This window comes from Micromonospora sp. CA-244673 (genome assembly GCF_050948395.1).
GTDB lineage: Bacteria > Actinomycetota > Actinomycetes > Mycobacteriales > Micromonosporaceae > Micromonospora.
The window spans coordinates 4,336,140-4,353,498 of sequence record NZ_CP192019.1; the positions used below are offsets into that span (position 1 = coordinate 4,336,140).

The 17,359-nt window shown below is 76.9% G+C and carries 15 protein-coding genes and 1 pseudogene; 5 read left to right on the forward strand and 11 right to left on the reverse strand.

Annotated features, from left to right (window positions below; translation table 11 throughout):
- Positions 1-55 precede the first annotated feature (55 nt).
- Together ACQP12_RS20215 and ACQP12_RS20220 are read right to left on the reverse strand one after the other, a co-directional pair.
- Positions 56-826: a DUF5995 family protein gene (locus tag ACQP12_RS20215; RefSeq protein WP_313719853.1), complete on the reverse strand. Its 771-nt coding sequence runs from the start codon at positions 824-826 to the stop codon at positions 56-58.
- A 112-nt stretch (positions 827-938) separates the two neighbouring features.
- Complete coding sequence (locus ACQP12_RS20220; RefSeq protein WP_433281018.1) at positions 939-3,878, reverse strand: helix-turn-helix transcriptional regulator; 2,940 nt, start codon at positions 3,876-3,878, stop codon at positions 939-941.
- A gap of 189 nt (positions 3,879-4,067) precedes the next feature.
- Here ACQP12_RS20220 and ACQP12_RS20225 point away from each other — a divergent pair, with 189 nt between their 5' ends.
- A complete protein-coding gene (locus tag ACQP12_RS20225; RefSeq protein WP_433281020.1) occupies positions 4,068-6,494 on the forward strand; it encodes an AAA family ATPase in 2,427 nt (808 codons plus the stop codon).
- A gap of 212 nt (positions 6,495-6,706) precedes the next feature.
- On the opposite strand, the gene ACQP12_RS20230 is transcribed toward ACQP12_RS20225, so the two are convergent.
- The 4 genes from ACQP12_RS20230 to ACQP12_RS20245 form a co-directional block, all read right to left on the reverse strand.
- Positions 6,707-7,273 (reverse strand): dienelactone hydrolase family protein, encoded by a 567-nt coding sequence (locus ACQP12_RS20230; protein ID WP_433281022.1) that lies wholly within the window; start codon positions 7,271-7,273, stop codon positions 6,707-6,709.
- Positions 7,274-7,322: 49 nt separating this feature from the next.
- A complete protein-coding gene (paaI, locus tag ACQP12_RS20235) occupies positions 7,323-7,730 on the reverse strand; it encodes a hydroxyphenylacetyl-CoA thioesterase PaaI (protein ID WP_357943187.1) in 408 nt (135 codons plus the stop codon).
- A 1-nt stretch (position 7,731) separates the two neighbouring features.
- Positions 7,732-9,039: a phenylacetate--CoA ligase PaaK gene (gene paaK, locus ACQP12_RS20240; protein ID WP_433281025.1), complete on the reverse strand. Its 1,308-nt coding sequence runs from the start codon at positions 9,037-9,039 to the stop codon at positions 7,732-7,734.
- Between the two features lie 131 nt (positions 9,040-9,170).
- Positions 9,171-9,620: a MarR family winged helix-turn-helix transcriptional regulator gene (locus tag ACQP12_RS20245; RefSeq protein WP_387109851.1), complete on the reverse strand. Its 450-nt coding sequence runs from the start codon at positions 9,618-9,620 to the stop codon at positions 9,171-9,173.
- Positions 9,621-9,758: 138 nt separating this feature from the next.
- Between ACQP12_RS20245 and ACQP12_RS20250 the strand changes: the two genes are divergently transcribed.
- From ACQP12_RS20250 to crcB, 4 genes are all read left to right on the forward strand, one after another.
- Positions 9,759-10,640, forward strand: coding sequence for an MFS transporter (locus ACQP12_RS20250; protein WP_433281027.1), 882 nt, complete (start codon positions 9,759-9,761; stop codon positions 10,638-10,640).
- Positions 10,607-10,981 (forward strand): MFS transporter, encoded by a 375-nt coding sequence (locus ACQP12_RS20255; RefSeq protein WP_433281029.1) that lies wholly within the window; start codon positions 10,607-10,609, stop codon positions 10,979-10,981. Before ACQP12_RS20250 ends, ACQP12_RS20255 begins: the two co-directional genes overlap by 34 nt.
- A gap of 126 nt (positions 10,982-11,107) precedes the next feature.
- Positions 11,108-11,602, forward strand: coding sequence for a FluC/FEX family fluoride channel (locus tag ACQP12_RS20260; protein WP_433289348.1), 495 nt, complete (start codon positions 11,108-11,110; stop codon positions 11,600-11,602).
- Complete coding sequence (gene crcB / locus ACQP12_RS20265) at positions 11,599-11,961, forward strand: fluoride efflux transporter CrcB (RefSeq protein ID WP_433281031.1); 363 nt, start codon at positions 11,599-11,601, stop codon at positions 11,959-11,961. Before ACQP12_RS20260 ends, crcB begins: the two co-directional genes overlap by 4 nt.
- A gap of 62 nt (positions 11,962-12,023) precedes the next feature.
- On the opposite strand, the gene cobA is transcribed toward crcB, so the two are convergent.
- The 5 genes and pseudogenes from cobA to cobJ form a co-directional block, all read right to left on the reverse strand.
- Positions 12,024-13,727: a uroporphyrinogen-III C-methyltransferase gene (gene cobA / locus ACQP12_RS20270; protein WP_433281033.1), complete on the reverse strand. Its 1,704-nt coding sequence runs from the start codon at positions 13,725-13,727 to the stop codon at positions 12,024-12,026.
- Positions 13,724-14,317 carry a precorrin-8X methylmutase gene (locus tag ACQP12_RS20275; protein WP_433281035.1) on the reverse strand — a complete coding sequence of 198 codons (594 nt, stop codon included), beginning with the start codon at positions 14,315-14,317 and terminating at the stop codon, positions 13,724-13,726. The genes cobA and ACQP12_RS20275 overlap by 4 nt, the downstream gene beginning before the upstream one ends.
- A complete protein-coding gene (locus ACQP12_RS20280) occupies positions 14,314-15,393 on the reverse strand; it encodes a HoxN/HupN/NixA family nickel/cobalt transporter (RefSeq protein ID WP_357943199.1) in 1,080 nt (359 codons plus the stop codon). The genes ACQP12_RS20275 and ACQP12_RS20280 overlap by 4 nt, the downstream gene beginning before the upstream one ends.
- Positions 15,394-15,419: 26 nt before the next feature.
- Positions 15,420-15,578: pseudogene (locus tag ACQP12_RS20285) on the reverse strand (4Fe-4S binding protein); the annotation flags it as partial.
- Positions 15,566-17,296, reverse strand: coding sequence for a precorrin-3B C(17)-methyltransferase (cobJ, locus tag ACQP12_RS20290; protein WP_433281037.1), 1,731 nt, complete (start codon positions 17,294-17,296; stop codon positions 15,566-15,568). The gene cobJ and the pseudogene ACQP12_RS20285, both read right to left, overlap by 13 nt.
- Between the last annotated feature and the right edge of the window lie 63 nt (positions 17,297-17,359).

Sequence of the window (17,359 nt, forward strand, 5' to 3'; positions counted from 1 at the left end):
CGGCGTCCCCGCGTCCCGCGCCCGGACGGCGGGACGCGGGGACCCCCCGTCCCGGCTACTGCAGGAACGCCCCGAGAGGCGACAGCAGCAGCCGGCCGAGCAGTGCGGCGTTGTCGTCCAACCGCATCCGCTCACACTCGCGGGCCTCCGGGTCGTGCCGGCAGCGCCAGATCTTCTGCGCGTTGCGCCAGGCCACGTTCCGGGTGTACTCGACCAGTTCGCCCTGGTACCAGTCGTCGATGTCGCCGTTCACCATGTCGATCATCAGCTGCCAGTGGTCCAGGTAGCCGCGGCGCAGCTCCGGGATCCGCTCGGCGAAGATCTTGTTGATCTCCAGGTAGTCGTGGTGCTGGTCGCTGCCGTCGACCGGCTCGGACTCCAGGCTGTCGAAGGTGGTCACCAGCGCGAACGGCAGGTCGTAGTTGATGTGGGCGTTCACCCCGGCGGCCGCCGACGGCAGCGGCCGGGCGTCCGGGCCACGCATCCGCCGGAACAGGCACGACCAGGCCTTCGGGGTGCTCGGGTGGGAGTCGGTCCAGAACCGCAGCGCGTCGAAGTAGCGGGCGGCGAACTCCACGTCGAGCCGCGCCAGGAAGGCCGGGTCGGTGAAGCGGTCGTCGTACAGGCCGTCGAGGACCGTGGAGGTGATGACCAGGTAGAGCTTGTTGAAGTCCGCGAGGGGGCAGCTCTCCTCCAGCGGAGGCAGCCGGACCAGCAGGTCCTGGAGCTTCGTGAGGTGGTCGACGACCGCCGGCACGTCGGCGGGGTGGTCGGCGAGCAGCCCGACGATGTCCTGGTGCACGGGACCCCAGACCGGTTCGGTCATCTCTCCTCCACAGTGGTCGGCGTCCCCCACGACGCCACCCGGTGACGCTGGACAGCCTTCCAGCCGGCGTAGGCCGGCCGGATCAGTAGAACGACGTATTGCCGACGTACGGCTACTCGGCCCGGTTGCGCAGGAAGATCGCGCTGGCCTGCACCCGGGTGCGGACCTGGAGCTTGTCGAAGATGTGCGACACGTGCACGCCGATGGTCCGCTCGCTGATGAACAGCCGCTGGCCGATCTCGCGGTTGGTCAGCCCCTCGGCGACCGCCGCGAGCACCTCCCGCTCCCGGGCGGTGAGCACGACCAGCTCGTCCACCGTGGGCGCGGCCGGCTCCGCGGCCCGGGGCCGGGGCGCCGGACGGGCGGCGGCCGTGCCCTCGTCCAGGGCCACCCGGGCCCGCCCGGCCAGGGTACGGATCTCCTCGCTGAGCGGCACGGCGCCGAGCGCCTGGGCCGTCTGGTGGGCCTGCCGCAGCAGCTTGCCGGCGGTGGCCACCCGGCTGCGCCGGGCCAGCAGCGCCTCGGCCTGCCGCAGCCGCGAGTAGGCCGCCGGGTAGGGGTGGTTGCGCCGGTCCCACTCGGTGGCCGCCCGGGCCCACAACTCCGGGTCGCCCCGGCCGTCCAGCCGGCTCAGCTCGGCGGCGCAGAGGGCCAGGAACGCGTCGGCGACGTAGCGCACCGGTGCGCCCGCCTTCCCGCTCTTGCCGGCCACCCGGTCGACCACCTCGCGCAGCCGGCGGACCGCGTTCGGATCGACCTCGACCGTGCGGCTGGCCGACGCCTCCGCCTCCGCGCGCAGCCCGTGCCAGGCCAGGGTGGCCAGCACGATGACGTCGTCGGAGCGGCTCTCGGTCAGGCCCCGCTGGACCGCCTGCCGGGCCAGGTCGTGCCGGCCCTGCCACATGGCCAGCCCGGCCCGCAGGATGAGCATCGGCAGCACGTGCCGGGCCCCGCCGCCGGCCAGCACGGTGGCGACCGCCTCCAGGTCCCGGTCGGAGGCCTCGACGTCGCCGTAGCCGACGGAGAGCCGGCAGCGGGCGAGCAGCAGCTCGACGGCGTCGGCGCCGGACGGGCGGTGCCGCAGCGCGGCCGCCACGACCTTCTCGGCCTCGGCCCACTGCCCCACCCGGAACAGCCCGTTGGTGGCGATGGCCAGCAGCCGCGTCTCCCAGGTGCGGCCGAGCCCCAGCTCGGCGACCCGCTCGGCGCCGCGGCGGGCCACCACCACACCCTCCTCGAGGATGTTCAGCGGCCCGGTGAGCAGCTCGGCCAGGTGCAGGTACGCGCAGGCGACGTCCTCCGGCCGGCCGGAACGCTCGGCGGTGTCCAGCGCCCTGCGCATGACGGCGAGCCCGGCGTCCGGGTCCTCCAGGTAGGCCTCGCTGAACCCGAGGGCGGAGCTGGCCAGCACCACCTCCGAGGCGGTGCCCTCGACCTCGGCGGCCAGGCGGAGCGCCTCCCGGGCCTGGTCGCCGGCCTCCGCGTAGCGGCCGAGGTGCAGCAGCAGCTCGGCCAGGTGGGCGGCGGCGGTGGCCCGCTCCCGGGGCGTGCAGTCCGCCGTGGCGAGCACCCGCCGGTATTCGGCCTCGGCGGGGGCGGACCGGCCGGCGGCGGCCAGGTAGCGGGCCCGCCGGATGTGCAGGGCGCAGGTGGGCGGGCCGGCCGGCTCGGCGGCCAGCTCCTCCAGCAGGGCCAGCGCACGGGCGTGCTCGCCGCAGTGGTGCGCCGACTCGGCCGCGTGGGTCAGCAACTCGGCCCGGTCGACCTCGACCGGCTCGGGCCGGCCGCCGTCGGGCAGCACGGCGGGCGGGGTGGTGGCCAGGCTGAGCGCGGCCGACCAGTGGCGGTGCGCCTCGGCGTAGCCGTGCAGCCGCTCGGCCTCGCGGGCGGCGGCCATCGCGGCCGGCAGGGCCCGGGCCGGCTCGCCGGCCAGCCGCCAGTGGTGGGCCAGCCGGGCCTGGTGCAGCTCGGCGGTGGCCGAGGTCAGCGTCTCAGCGTAGCGGCGGTGCAGCGCGGCCCGCTCGGCGGGAAGCAGCTCGTGCGCCAGCACCTCGGCGACCAGGCGGTGCCGCAGCCGGTAGCCGTCGTCGGCGCCGACCAGCAGCCGGTGCGCCACCGCCTCGCGGACCGCCTCGATCAGCTGGTCCTCGGGCAGCCGGACGACCTGGGCCAGCAGCCAGTGCTCGACCGGCTCGACGCCGGCGGCCACCGCGTGCACCACGGCGTGCGCGGGCTGCGGCAGCGCGTCGACCCGGGCCAGGAAGACCTCGCGCAGCGTGTCGGAGAGGCCGTCGTGGCCGTCGCGCAGGTCGCGGGCCAGCTCCTCCACCACGAACGGGTTGCCGCCGCTGCGCTGCCACATCTGGTCGGCGGCCTCGGGGGCCAGCGGCGCGCCGGCGATCGCGGCGGCCAGCTCGTCGGTGCCGGCCCGGTCCAGCGGCGCCAGGTCGACCACCCGGACCGAGCGCAGCCGGCGCAGCTCGGTGAGCACGCGGCGCAGCGGGTGCGCGCCCTGCAACGACTCGGCCCGGATCGCGGCGAGCACCGACAGCTGCAGGTCGCCGAGGCCGGCGAGCAGGTAGAGCAGGAGCTGGCGGGTGCTGCGGTCGACCCACTGGAGGTCGTCGAGGACGAGGACCAGCGGCCGTCCACCGGCGACCAGGTGCAGGCCGCGTGAGACCCGTTCCAGCAGCGCGCCCGCGCCGTCCGGGCCCGGCGTCTCCTCGTCGAAGACCTGGAGCAGCCCGCGGACCGCCGAGGAGGTGCGCGCCTCGGTCAGGTCGGCGTCGAGGCGGCGCAGCGCCTGGCGCAGCGGGTGCAGCGGCGAGGCGTCGCCGATGTCGAGGCAGACGCCCGTGAGGACCAGCGCCCCCGCGTCCCGCAGGCGTTCGCCGACCTCGCTGAGCAGCCGGGTCTTGCCCACTCCGCTCTCACCGGTGAGGAACACCGCCGCGGTCTGCCCGGGGGCGACGTCGTCGAGCAGCGCCGACCGCAGCGCCCCCACCGTGTCGGCACGGCCGACGAGCGGCGCGGTGTCCACATCGCTGGCCATGCCACGCAGCCTAGTCACAGGTTCCCGCACCGTTCTACGGGCTCAGCGCCCTTGTGGTACTCCTCGCGTCGACATTACGACTAATGGTTGCGGGTGGTCGACATACGTCGTCCTACCGATCCCCCGAGGACCCGGTGGTGAAAGTCTCCGGTGGTCGTCAGGCACCGGACCGGGGAAAGGGTGGGTGCGATGCTGATCACCACGCCGGTGGGGAGTCGGGAAGCGGTCACCGTGGCGCGCTGGCCGGTGCCGGAGGAACGGCGCACCGTCACCGTCCTCTTCGCTGACATCGTCGGGTCGACCGGCCTGGTCGAGCGGCTCGACCCGGAGGACGTCCGGGCGCTGCAGCGGGCCTATTTCGGCACGGTGGCCGCGGTGCTCGGCCGGTGGCACGGCGTCGTGGAGAAGTACGTCGGCGACGCGGTCATGGCGCTGTTCGGGGCGCACGGCTCCGACGGGTTCGACGCCTACCGGGCGGTGCGCGCCGGGCTGGAGATCCAGGGCGCGCTGGACCGGCGGGTGCCGGCCGGCACCCGGCTACGGGTCCGGGTCGGCGTGGCCACCGGCGAGGCGCTGGTCGACCTGGCCGCCACCCGCGACGGCGGGCATGGCGCGGCCAGCGGTGCGGTGATCACCATGGCGGCGCGCCTCCAGGAGTACGCCCCGCCCGGCGGGGTGGTGCTCTGCGCGGCCACCCGGCGGGCCGTCGCCGGCCTGGTCGAGCAGCGCCCGCTCGCCGCCCTGACGGTTGCCGGCAGGGCGGCGCCGCTGGACGTCTGGCGGGTGACCGGGGTGTCCCCGCGCCGGCCGGCCCGGCACCACGGCCCGCTGGTCGGCCGCCGCCGCGAGCTGGCCACGGCCGGCGACGAGATCGTGCGGGCGGTGCGGGAGCGGCGTCCACGCTGGATCTCCCTGGTCGGCCCGGCCGGCAGCGGGCGCAGCCGGCTGCTGCACGAGCTGGTCCGCGCGGTGTCGAGCGTGGACGGTGTGGCGGTGCGCTGGTGCGTCGCGCACTGCCCCCCGTTCCCGGACGGGGAGCTGGCGCCGCTGGCGGACCTGGTCCGCGGCCTCGCCGGGCTCCGCGACGGGCAGTCGCCGGAGACCGTACGCCGGCGGCTGGGCAGCACCCTGGACGGGCTGCTGCCGGCGGCCCGGTGCGGTGCGGCGGCGCACGCGCTGACCGAGTTCCTGGCCGCGCCGGGCGACCCGGGGGCCGCCGCGCGCGGCGCCGAGGTGTGCCGGGAAGTCCTGCTGGACCTGGCCGCCGGCCAGCCGGTGGTGGTGGCGGTGGACGACCTGGACCGGGCCGCGCCGGCGCTGAACCGGTTCCTGCACCGGGTGTTCGCCGCGGCCACCGAGCGGGGGCTGCCGCTCGCGGTGGTGGCCACCCACGGCCCGCGCTGGGCCGACCTGCTGCCCGGAGCGGCCGGCCGGCGGCGCCGGGTGCCGTTGCCCGCGCTGGGCGCCGTCGACAGCGGACGGCTGCTGCGGCACCTGCTCGACCGGGCCGGCCGGCCCACCGCGCCGGCCGCGGAGCTGCTCCCGCTGATCGGCGGCAACCCGGCCGCCGCGGCGGCGTACGTCGGCGCGCTCGGTGCCGACGGCGAGCCGGCCGGGGTGCCCGAGCCGGTCCGCCGCCTGGTGGACGCCCGGCTGGACCGGCTGGACGGGGAGCGGCGGGCGGTGCTCATGGCGGCCGCGACCCGGGGTGTCGACGTCCCGGTCGCCACGGTGGCGCGGATGCTCGGCTGGCCGGCCGGGCGCGCCGAGCCGGTGCTGCGCGCGCTCGTTGACGCGGGCCTGCTCCGCCGTGCCGCCACCGGCGGGTACGCGGTCGCCGAGCCGGCCGTGGCCCGGGTGGCCGCGCACCGGCTGCCTCGCGCGGTGCGGGCGGAGTTCGCCCGCCGGCTGCGGGATGCCGAGACGGTCGGGGCGATCCGCCCGGCCGTCCCGGGCCCGGCCGGCGGGGTCACCACCGGCCGGGCGGCCTGCCCGGGCGGGGTGGGGCGCCGGTCGGGTGGAGGGGCCCGACCGGCGCCGATCCCCGGTGCGGGCGACCCGATGCCGGGCGTCGGTGTCACCGCGGCGGGCGGCGCGGCCGTGGGGGTGCCTGCGACGGGCGGAGCGGCCGTGGGGGTGCCTGCGACGGGCGGCACGGCCTTGGAGGTGCCTGCAACGGGCGGCGCGGCCGTGCGGGTGCCTACGGCGGGCGGCACGGCCGTTGGGGTGACTGCGGCGGGCGGCGCGGCACGGGGGGTGCCGGCCGGAACCGACGCGGCGGCCGGCCGGCGGACGACCGGGGTCGGGGCGGGCTGGTTCGCCGCGGCGGGGGTGCCGGGGGGCGCCCCCGCCGGGCCGGCTCTCCGGGCGGCCCGGTCCGGCGGTAACGGGGCGGGCCGGGCGGTGCGGGCGCGGCTCGGCGTCTTCCCGGGGCTCCGGGACGCGTTACCCGGCGGCCCGCCGCGGGGGTCGGCGGGCCGGGTGGGGCCGGTCGACGGGCGACCGTCGATCGTCGGGCCACCGCGTCCGCTCCGGACCGGCCGGGAGCGGCAGGGTGGGGCATCCGCCCCGGCAGGGCGGACGCCGGCCGGTGGCAGGCGGGTGCTCGCCGCCTGACGCGACGTCCGGGCCGGAGCGGGCACGGGGCCACTCCGACCCGGACGTCGCACGGGAACAGCCGAGCAGCGGCCGACCGGGCGTCGTCCCGGGCGGGCGAGCCGAGCACGGGCGGGCTGCGGCCGACGGGCGTCGTCCTGGGCCGGCGAGGCGCGGGCGCGCCTGGATCCGGCGGTCACGCCGGGCGGCCGGCCCCTGGGCCGGCGGGTCGGTCAGAGGCCGGCGAGGAACGCCAGGACGCGGTCCCAGGTGAGGTCGGCGGCGGGCGCGTCGTGGTCGGGCGTGCCGGGATCGGTGAAGAGGTGCCCGGGACCCGGGTAGCGGTGCACGGTGACCTCGGCGCCGGCGGCGGTCATCGCCCGCTGCCAGTCGTCCACCTCGTCCTGTGGCTCGTACTCGTCGGGGTCGGCGAGGTGCAGCTGCACCGGCAGGCCGGGGCGGACCGAGCCGGGATCGCCGCCGGTGCCGTGCAGCAGGAGCAGCGCGGCCGCCGCCGGCCGCTCGGCGAGCAGCGCCCCGGCGACGCCGGCGCCCATCGAGAAGCCGGCCAGCACGGTCTCGGCGGGCAGTCCGGCCACCGCCGCGCGGGCCCGGTCGAGGACCGCATCCCGGCCGATCTTGTCGAACAGCGCGAAGCCGGCGTCGACGGTGTCCGCGGCCGGCACCTCGTACAGGTCGGGGGTGGTCACCCGGTGCCCGGCGGCGCGGAGCCGGTCGGCGGCGGACAGCACGGCCGGGCGCAGCCCGTAGACGGAGTGCAGGAGCAGGATGTGTGCCATCGACCCATCCTGGCCCGCAGCCGCGCCGCCCGGCGGGCCGGCACGCCGGTCAGTCCCGGGCGATGGTGCGGCTGCGCCCGCGGAACTCGGCGACCACCTCGCCGTCCCGCCACACCGTGACGTCGTAGATGCCGCTGCGGCCGTAGCGGACCCGCTCGGCGGCCCGGGCCTCCAGCAGGTCGCCCTCGCGGACCGGCCGGAGGAAGCTGATCTCGCCGCCGGCGGCCACGGTGGCCGGGCCGTGACTGTTGCAGGCCAGCGCGAAGGCGGTGTCGGCGAGCAGGAAGACGAAACCGCCGTGGCCGATGGCGTGGCCGTTCAGCATGGCCGGCGTGACCCGCATCCGGGCCACCGCCGCGCCGTCGCCGGCCTCGACCAGCTCGATGCCGAGCCCCTTGGACGCCACGTCGGCGTCGAACATGTCGTGGGCCGCGGTGCGGCCGTCGTCGCCCGCCATGTCAGTTCCCCCGCCGCTGGTCGACGATCCGGCGCATCTTGCCCATCGAGCGCTCGACCCCGTCGGGCTCGATGACCTGGACCGCCACGCTCACCCCGATGGTGTTCTTGACCTGCTCGACGAGGGCCGCCCCGGCCCGCTCGGCCTCGTCGGCGGTCACCCCGGCCCGCCGCTCCACCTTGACGGTGAGGGTGTCCATCCGGCCCTGCCGGTCCAGCACGCACTGGAAGTGCGGCGACAGCGCGGGCGTACGCAGGATCAGCTCCTCGATCTGGGTCGGGAAGACGTTGACCCCGCGCACGATCATCATGTCGTCGGTCCGGCCGGTGATCTTCTCGATCCGGCGCATGCCGCGGGCGGTGCCGGGCAGCAGCCGGGTGAGGTCGCGGGTGCGGTAGCGGACCACCGGCATGGCCTCCTTGGTGAGGGAGGTGAGCACCAGCTCGCCCCGCTCGCCGTCGGGCAGCACCGCACCGGTGACCGGGTCGATGATCTCCGGGTAGAAGTGGTCCTCCCACAGGTGCAGGCCGTCCTTGGTCTCCACGCACTCGACCGCCACCCCGGGGCCCATCACCTCGGAGAGGCCGTAGATGTCCACGGCGTGCATGTCGAGGCGCTGCTCCATCTCCCGACGCATGTCCTCGGTCCACGGCTCGGCGCCGAAGATGCCGACCTGGAGCGAGGTGGACCGCGGGTCGACGCCCTGGCGCTCCATCTCGTCGACGATGGCCAGCATGTAGCTGGGGGTGACCATGATGACCTCCGGCGCGAAGTCGCGGATCAGCATGACCTGCCGCTCGGTCATGCCGCCGGAGACCGGGATGACGGTGCAGCCCAGCTCCTCGGCGCCGTAGTGCGCGCCGAGCCCGCCGGTGAAGAGCCCGTAGCCGTACGCCACGTGCACCCGGTCGCCGGGGCGGCCGCCGGAGGCCCGGATCGAGCGGGCCATCAGCTTCGCCCAGGTGTCCAGGTCGGCGCGGGTGTAGCCGACCACGGTGGGCCGGCCGGTGGTGCCGGAGGAGGCGTGCAGCCGGGCGACCCGCTCGCGCGGGACCGCGAACATGCCGAACGGGTAGTTCTCCCGCAGCTCGGCCTTGCCGGTGAAGGGGAAGCGGGCCAGGTCGGCCAGCTCGCGCACGTCGTCGGGGTGCGCGCCGGCCGCCTCGAAGGCTTGCCGGTAGTGCGGCACGTTGTCGTACGCGTGCCGTAGCGACCAGCGCAGCCGGTCGAGTTGCAGCGCCCGCAGCTCGTCGACGCCGGCCCGCTCGACGGGTTCCAGCTCGTCCGGACGAGGGGTGCGGTCCTGCACGGTGGCCTCCTGCGCGACGGGTCGCCGACGCCGCGTCGCGCCGGGCGGGTGCCGATCACCGTACGCCCGTACGGCCCGTCCTGCCAGGTCAGCGGGGTCGGCATCGCCGGCCGCCGATGCAGTTCTGCGGCTCAGCGGGCAGCGGGGAGCCGGTGCAGCGCGTCGACCAGCGGGGCCAGCTCGGGGGTGCGCTCGGCCTCGGCGAGCGCGTCGGCCAGCACCCGGTCGTGGGTCGGGCGGGCCCGCCCGAGCAACTCGGAGCCGGCCGGGGTCAGCTCGGTGTAGATGCCGCGCCGGTCGTCCGCGCAGAGCACGCGGGTGAGCAGGCCGCGCTCCTCCAGCCGGGTGACCAGGCGGGTGGTGGCGCTGCCGGACAGCGCGGCGGCGCGGGCGAGCTGCCGCATCCGCATGTGCCAGCCGTCCTGCCGGGAGAGCGCGTCGAGCACCGTGTACTCGACGACGGACAGGTCGTGCTCGGCCTGGAGGGCGCGCTCCAGGGCGGTCTCGATCAGGCCGTGCAGCGCGGCGAGGGTGCGCCAGCCCTGCGCGCGGATCTCGACCGCGTCGTCGGCGATGCCCATGGCGCCCCCTCCGGTGTGACGTGGACGCCCTCCAGGCTACCACCCTTGCGCCGGTATACGGCGCGTGCAACTATCTTTGTTGCCGGCGCGGGTAGTTGCACGCGCCTCTTTATTTCGCGCGCATGGATTGGGTACGGCATGACACAGCGCACCTCGGCCCTCCCCGGCGGCCTGACCGCCCTGGCGATCGGGGCGTTCGGCATCGGGCTGACCGAGTTCGTGATCATGGGACTGCTCCCCCAGGTCGCCGCCGACTTCGCGGTCAGCGAGTCGGTGGCCGGCTGGTTGATCTCCGGGTACGCCCTCAGCGTCGCCGTCGGCGGGGTGGCGCTCACCGCCGCCGTCACCCGGTTGCGCCGCAAGCCGGTACTGCTCGGCCTGATGGTGCTCTTCATCGCCGGCAACCTGCTCTCGGCCCTCGCCGGCGACTACGGCACCATGCTGGCCGGCCGGATCGTCGCCGCGCTCTGCCACGGCGCGTTCTTCGGCATCGGCGCGGTGGTGGCGGCCGGCCTGGTCCCGCCGGCCCGCCGGGCGGGCGCGATCGCCATGATGTTCGCCGGGCTCACCATCGCCAACGTCCTCGGCGTGCCGTTCGGCACCCTCCTCGGCCAGCACCTCGGCTGGCGCGCCACGTTCTGGGCGATCACCGGCATCGGGCTGGTCGCGCTGGCCGGCCTCGCCGTGCTGGTGCCCGGCCGCGGCCCGGCCACCGACGCCGCACCGACCGGCGGGCTGCGCGGCGAGCTGCGGGCGTTCACCCACGCCCAGGTCTGGTTCTCGCTGGTGGTCACCGTGCTCGGCTTCGGCGGCATGTTCGGCGCGTTCACCTACATCGCGTACACCCTGACCGAGGTGAGCGGCTTCGCGGCCGGCACCGTGCCGTGGCTGCTGGTGCTCTTCGGGGTGGGGCTGTTCGCCAGCAACCTGGCCGGCGGCCGGGCCGCCGACGTGTCGCTGTCCCGGACCCTGGTCACCGTCCTGGCGTGCTCACCCTGGTGCTGGTCGGCTTCGCGCTGACCGCCGGGAGCCCGGCGCTGACCGTGGTCGCGCTGGTGCTCATGGGCGCGTTCGGCTTCGCCACCGTGCCGCCGCTCCAGATGCGGATCATGAAGTACGCCCGCCAGGCCCCGACCCTGGCCTCCGGGGCGAACATCGCCGCGTTCAACGTCGGCAACGCGCTCGGCGCCTGGCTCGGCGGGCTGACCATCGACGCCGGCCTCGGCTTCACCGCCCCGATCTGGGCCGGCGCCGGGCTCACCCTGCTCGGCCTCGGGGTGCTGCTGGTGGCCGAGCGGCACGCCCGGCGTACCCCGGTGGACGCCGCAGAGGCGCGCGAGCCGGCCGCCGTCGCGGCCTGACGGTGTGCCGGCCGGCGCGCGCGGGCGGCGTTATGCTCGGCGCGGCGGTGGGGCCCGCCGTCCCGGAACCGGCCGGGAGAACCGCGACACGCTCGCCAACGGTCCCTGCCAGTGATGCCCGTCCTGGTGGGAGGCACCGTGACCGGACCCTCCGAGTTCCGCGTCGACCCCGACGTCGACCTGCGCGTCCCCGCCGACCGGCGGGAGCTGCCCGCCCACCCGGCGGCGGTGCTCGGCGTCATCGCCGCCGGCGGGGTGCTCGGCGCGCTGGCCCGGGCCGGGTTGCAGGCCGCGTTCCCGCACCCGCCCACCGGCTTCCCGTGGGCCACCTTCGGCATCAACGTCGCCGGCTGCCTGCTCATCGGGGCGCTGATGGCGGTGCTCACGGCCCGCCCGGCCGGGCCGCTGGTCCGGCCGTTCCTCGGCGTCGGTGTCCTCGGCGGCTTCACCACCTTCTCCACCTACGCCGTGGACGCCCAGCGGGCGATCGTGGCCGGGGCGCCGGGCACGGCGCTGGCGTACCTGGCGGCGACCCTGACCGGTGCGCTGCTGGCGGTCTGGGCCGGGGACGCCGTGGCCGGCCGGCTGCTGACCCGGGCCGGGGTCGGGGCGGCCCGGTGACCGTCCTGCTGATCGCGCTCGGTGCGGCGGTGGGCGCGCCGCTGCGCTACCTGACCGACCGGGCCGTGCAGGCCCGGCACGGCTCCCCCTTCCCGTGGGGCACGCTGACCGTCAACGTGGCCGGGTCGCTGGTGCTCGGCGCGGTGGCCGCCGTGCCCGCCTCCCCCACGGTGACCGCGCTGGTCGGCACCGGCTTCTGCGGGGCGCTGACCACCTGGTCCACGCTCAGCTACGAGACCCTGCGGCTGCACGGCTCGGGCCACCGCGGGCCCGCGGTGGCCAACGCGCTGGGCAGCATCGCCGCCGGCCTCGCGGCGGCCACCCTGGGGTACGCCCTGGCCGGCGCCGTCACCGGCTGACCCACCGGGGCGGGCACACTCACCCCCTCGTCGGCACCGGCCGACCGGCCCGGCCGCCATGTTCAACCGCGCGCCGGCACCACGGCAGGCACCGAAGCCGGATCGGTGGTGGCGAGCGAGGCCGGATCGGCCGCGAGCCCGACCACCGGTCCCACCACGAAGACCGCCGGCGGCCGGACCTCGTCCCGTGCGGCGAGCGCGCCGACCTCGTCCAGCCGGCACCGGGCCGTCCACTGCTCCGGGTGGCCGGCGTCCCGGACGGCCAGCACCGGCGTCTGCGCCGCCCGCCCGTGGGCGAGCAGTTCGGCGGCGATCCGCCCGACGGTGTCCACCGCCATGAGCAGCACGAGCGTGCCCCGGGCCCGGGCCAGCGCGGCCCAGTCGACCAGGGAGTCCGGGTGCCCGGGCGGCAGGTGCCCGGACACGACGGTGACCTCGTGCGCCACGCCCCGGTGGGTCACCGGCACCCCGGCCAGGGCGGGCGCCGCCACCGCGCTGCTCACCCCGGGCACGAGCACCGTCTCCACCCCGGCCGCCGCGCAGGCGAGGACCTCCTCGTGGCCCCGGCCGAAGACGTACGGGTCGCCGCCCTTGAGCCGGACCACCCGCCGCCCGGCGCGGGCGTGCGCGACCAGGGTGTCGTTGATGGCGTCCTGGGTCATCGACGGGCCGCGGGGCACCTTGGCGGCGTCCACCACCAGCACGCCGGGGCGCAGCCGGCGCAGCAGCCCGGCCGGGGCGAGCCGGTCGGCCACCACCACGTCCGCGGCGTCGAGCAGCGCCCGGCCGCGTACGGTGATCAGGTCGTCCGGGCCGGGCCCGCCGCCCACCACGGCCACCTGTCCGGGGCGCAGCGCCGGCTCGTCGTGGTGGCCCGAGTGGTGATGGTGGTGGTGGCCGTGCCCGTCGGCCGGGTCGTCGGGGTGGTGGTGCGGGGTCTGCGGCCGGCCCACCTTGTCGGCGAAGCCGGGCAGCGCCACCCGGTACGCGCAGGTGTCGCAGTTCATCCGGATGTCCCCGCGCAGCGCCTCGGCGTGCCGTTCCAGCACCAGGTCGGCGAGCGCGTCGCAGTCGCCGATCACCTCGGCCACCCGCACGTCGAGGCCGGGATGGTCGGCGGCGAACTCCCGGCTCTGCGCCACGATCCGGTCCGGCAGCACGCCGGCGAAGAGGAAGTACGGTGCGACCACGATCCGCCGGGCGCCGAGCCGGCGCAGCCGTTCCAGCACGGCCGGCACGGACGGCTCGGCGAGCGAGATGAAGCCGGGTTCCACGCCGGCGTAGCCGCGCCCCTCCCAGAGCAGCCGGGCCACCTTGGTCACCTCGGCGTTGGCGTCCGGGTCGGTGGAGCCGCGCCCGATCAGCGCCACCCACGTGCCGGCCCGGTCGGCCCCGTCGAGCGCCGCGTCGATCCGCCGTGCCAGCGCCTCCTGGAGCAGCGGGTGCGGCCCGAGCGGCCGCCCGTACGCGTACCGCAGGCCGGGGTGGCGCTGCTTCTCGCGGGCGAGGGCGGCGGGGATGTCCCCCTTGCCGTGCCCGGCGGCGGCCAGCACCAGCGGCAGCGCCACCACGGTCCGGTGGCCCCGGTCGACCAGCGCGCCGACGGCGTCGGTCAGCGGCGGGCGGGACAGCTCGATGAAGCCGCCCTCGACGTCGGCGACCGCGTTCCGGCGGCGGATCCGCTCGACCAGCGCCGCGAACTGGGCGACGCCGGCCGCGCTTCGGGTGCCGTGCCCGACGATCAGCAGCGGGGTCTGGTCCTTCACATGTCCTCCAGGTAGAGCAGGGCGTTGAGGGCGGCGGCGGCCACCGCGGAGCCGCCCTTCTCGCCCACGTTGGACACGGCGGGCAGGCCGCTGGCCCGCAACGCCGCCTTGGACTCGGCCGCGCCCACGAAGCCGACCGGCAGGCCGACCACCAGCGCCGGGGCCGCGTCGAGGGCGATCAGCTCGACCAGCGCGGTGGGGGCGCAGCCGACCACCCAGACCGCGCCCGGGCCCACCCGGTCGGCCGCGATCCGCACGGCCGCGGCCGAGCGGGTGATGCCGGCGGTGCGGCCCAGGTCGGCGGCCGCCGGCTCCGCGACCGGGCAGACGATCTCCCGCCCGGCCCGGGTGATGCCGGCGGCGACCATCCACACGTCGGTGACGATCGGCGCGCCGGCCCGCAGCGCGGCCAGCCCGCCGGCCAGACCGGCCTCGTCGCAGACCAGGTCGGCGACGTAGTCGAGGTCGGCGCTGGCGTGCACCACCCGCTCGGTGACCGCCCGGGTCAGCGGCGGCAGGTGCGACAGGTCGAACCGCCCGCGCAGGATCCGGTAGGACTCCGCCTCGATCGGGTGCACGCTCCGGCTCACGAGCCGGCCCGGCCGTAGCGGCGGTCGTAGCCGCGCAGCCGCCACAGCAGCACGGCGCCGCCCCAGGCGAGGGCGAAGAGGCCCACCACGGCGTAGCCGAGCTGCTCGAAGTGGTCGGCGATCGAGGCGTACCCGGCCAGGGCGGTGAGTCCGAGGTGGTCGGCGAGCAGGCCGGCCAGGTAGACGCTGGCGACCAGGCCGCCGACCAGCACGGTCATCGTGGTGGTGGCCAGGTTGTACCAGAGCCGCCGGGCCGGCTGCCGGTACGCCCACGAGTAGGCGCGGCTCATCAGCAGGCTGTCCGCGGTGTCCATGGCGGACATCCCGGCGGCGAAGAGCAGCGGCAGGGTGAGCAGCGCCAGCACGGGCAGCCCGCCGGCGGCGGCGGTGCTCGCCGACAGCGCCAGCAGGGTCACCTCGCTGGCCGTCTCCAGGCCCAGCCCGAAGAGGAAGCCGACCGGGGCCATGTGCCAGGAGGAGCGGACCAAAGTGCGGGCCCGGGCCCCGAGGATCCGGTGCATCAGCCCCCGGTTGAGCAGCATGAGGTCCAGCTCGGTCTCGTCCAGGGCGCCGGCGCGCAGCCGCCGCCAGAGCCGGGCCAGCCCGGCCAGCACCACCGCGTTGAGGGCCGCCACGAGCAGCAGGAAGCCGGTCGCGGTGACGATCGCGACGGTGGCGCCGACCTCGCGGACGCCGGCCATCCGGTCGCCGGTCAACCGGGTGGAGGCGAGCCCGACCACGAGGGCGAGCAGCAGCACCACGGCGCTGTGCCCGAGCGCGAAGAAGAAGCCCACGCCGACCGGCCGCCGGCCGCGCAGCAGCATGAGCCGGGTCGTGTCGTCGATGGCGGCGATGTGGTCGGCGTCGAAGGCGTGCCGCACCCCCAGCACGTAGGCCAGGGTGCCGGCGCCGGCCAGCCCGCCGGCCGCCACCGGCTGGTTGTTCCAGTACAGGTAGAGGGTCACTCCGGCGACGTGCAGCGCGGCGACCGCGCAGACGATGCCGCCGAGGCGGGCCCGTTCGGCGCGGCTCCAGCGGCCGATGGTGGGGGCGGCGGCGGTGGGGGTCGAGGTCATCGCTCTCCTCCGGGTTCGGGGTCGACGCGGATGGCGTCCACGGGGCAGATCTCCAGGCATTCGAGGCAGCCGGTGCAGCGGTCGGTGACCCGCAGGCCGGCGGGGGTGGGTCGGATGGCGTGCGTCGGGCAGGTGAGCAGGCAGGCGCCGCAGCCCTGGCAGGCGCCGATGGTCACGACCGCCACCGGTACCCCCGGGGCGTGACCATCCGGCCGGCGACCACCCGGGTCTGCGAGCTGCCGACCACCACCACGCTGTACATGTCGACGACGGCCGGGTCGAGGGTGGCCAGGGTGGCCAGGTGCACCCGCTCGCCGGGGCGGCTGGCGTTGCGGACCACGCCGACCGGGGTGTCCGGCGGGCGGTGCGCCGCGAAGGTCTCCAGGGCGGCGCCGAGCTGCCAGTCCCGGGTGCGGCTGCGCGGGTTGTAGAGCAGCGCCACCAGGTCGCCCTCGGCCGCGGCGGCGATCCGGCCCGCGATCACCTCCCACGGCGTGTGCAGGTCGGACAGGCTCAGGTAGACGTGGTCGTGCCCGAGTGGCGCGCCGAGCAGCGCCGACGCGGCGAGGCCGGCGGTCACCCCGGGCACGCCGACCACGTCGATCCGGTCGTCGGCGTATTCCAGGGCGGGGCTGGCCATCGCGTACACCCCGGCGTCGCCGGACCCGACCAGGGCGACGGCGTGGCCGGCGGTGGCCTCGGCGACGGCGGCCCGGGCCCGCGCCTCCTCCGCGCCGAGGCCGCTGGCCAGCACCCGGGTGCCGGGGCGGAGCACGTCGCGGACCTGGTCGACGTACTGGTCCAGGCCGACCACCACGGCGGCCCGGCGCAGCTCGGCCACCGCGCGCGGGGTGCGCAGGTCCGCCGCGCCGGGGCCGAGGCCGACCAGCGCGAGCCGGCCGCGGGGAGCGTGCCGGGCCACCGCCACGGTGGCCATGGCCGAGGCGGTCTTCGGCACCAGCAGGCTGCCGCCGCCGCGCAGCGCCGCGGCCTCCGCGACGCTCGGCGTGCCGACGGCGGCGCGGACCACCTCACTGGGGTGCGGCACGTCGACCGCCGCCAGGTCCGCGGCCGGCCAGGTCTCCAGGGGTACGCCGTACGCGTCGGCGGTCGTCCGGATGCCCGCCTCGTCGGCCTTGAGGTCCACACTGGCCAGGCAGCGCAGGCTGGCCGGGCTGAGGCCGGCGTCGGCGAGCGCCCGGCGCAGCAGATCGGTCACCTCGGCGGCCGGCACGCCCCGGCTGGAGCCGATGCCGGCGACCAGGGACGGCGGCCGAAGCACCACGGTCCGCCCGTCGAGCGGCACGACCCGGTCGGTGACCAGGATCCGCCAGCCGTCTCCGGATCCGGCGGCGGCCGTTCCGGCGGTCGGCGGGGATGTGACCTCGATGTGGACGTGTTCCGGCAGGGCGGGCAGCGGCCAGGTGGCGTCGGCGACCAGCCGGACCGGCTCGCCGTCGAGGATCGCCCGGGACACCGCGGCCACCGCGCCCTCCACCGGCCAGCCGAGGGTGTCCAGGCCGGGCAGGCCGACCGCGTCGGTGGCGGTGGTGACCACCGGCCGGGCGTCGAGCAGCGCGCCGACGTCGGCGGCGAGGGGGTTGGCGCCGCCCGCGTGCCCGCCGAGCAGGGCCACCGCGTACCGGGCCGCCTCGTCGACGACCACCACGGCCGGGTCGGTCCGCTTGTCGCCGAGCAGCGGGGCCAGGATGCGGACCACCGCGCCGGTGGCCAGGAAGGCGACGACCGCGTCGCACCCGCGCCAGGCGGCCCGCAGCGCGTCGGCGGCGCTCTCCGCCTCCACGAGCCGGGCGTGCGGCCAGGCCGCGGCGAGGGTGCGCGCGTGCCGCCTCCCGGCGGCGGTCGCCGCCACGAGCCCCACGCGGAGAGGCTCCTTCTTCACGCCTGCGGTGGCGCAGGGGTCCCCTGTCAACAGGTCCGACGGTGTGGGCACGGGTTCCTCCGG

Coding starts and splice junctions, on each gene's coding strand:
- ACQP12_RS20215 (WP_313719853.1), bottom strand. CDS start 826: ATGACCGAACCGGTCTGGGGTCCCGTGCACCAGGACATCGTCGGGCTG.
- ACQP12_RS20220 (WP_433281018.1), bottom strand. CDS start 3,878: ATGGCCAGCGATGTGGACACCGCGCCGCTCGTCGGCCGTGCCGACACG.
- ACQP12_RS20225 (WP_433281020.1), top strand. CDS start 4,068: ATGCTGATCACCACGCCGGTGGGGAGTCGGGAAGCGGTCACCGTGGCG.
- ACQP12_RS20230 (WP_433281022.1), bottom strand. CDS start 7,273: ATGGCACACATCCTGCTCCTGCACTCCGTCTACGGGCTGCGCCCGGCC.
- paaI (WP_357943187.1), bottom strand. CDS start 7,730: ATGGCGGGCGACGACGGCCGCACCGCGGCCCACGACATGTTCGACGCC.
- ACQP12_RS20245 (WP_387109851.1), bottom strand. CDS start 9,620: ATGGGCATCGCCGACGACGCGGTCGAGATCCGCGCGCAGGGCTGGCGC.
- ACQP12_RS20250 (WP_433281027.1), top strand. CDS start 9,759: ATGACACAGCGCACCTCGGCCCTCCCCGGCGGCCTGACCGCCCTGGCG.
- ACQP12_RS20280 (WP_357943199.1), bottom strand. CDS start 15,393: ATGACCTCGACCCCCACCGCCGCCGCCCCCACCATCGGCCGCTGGAGC.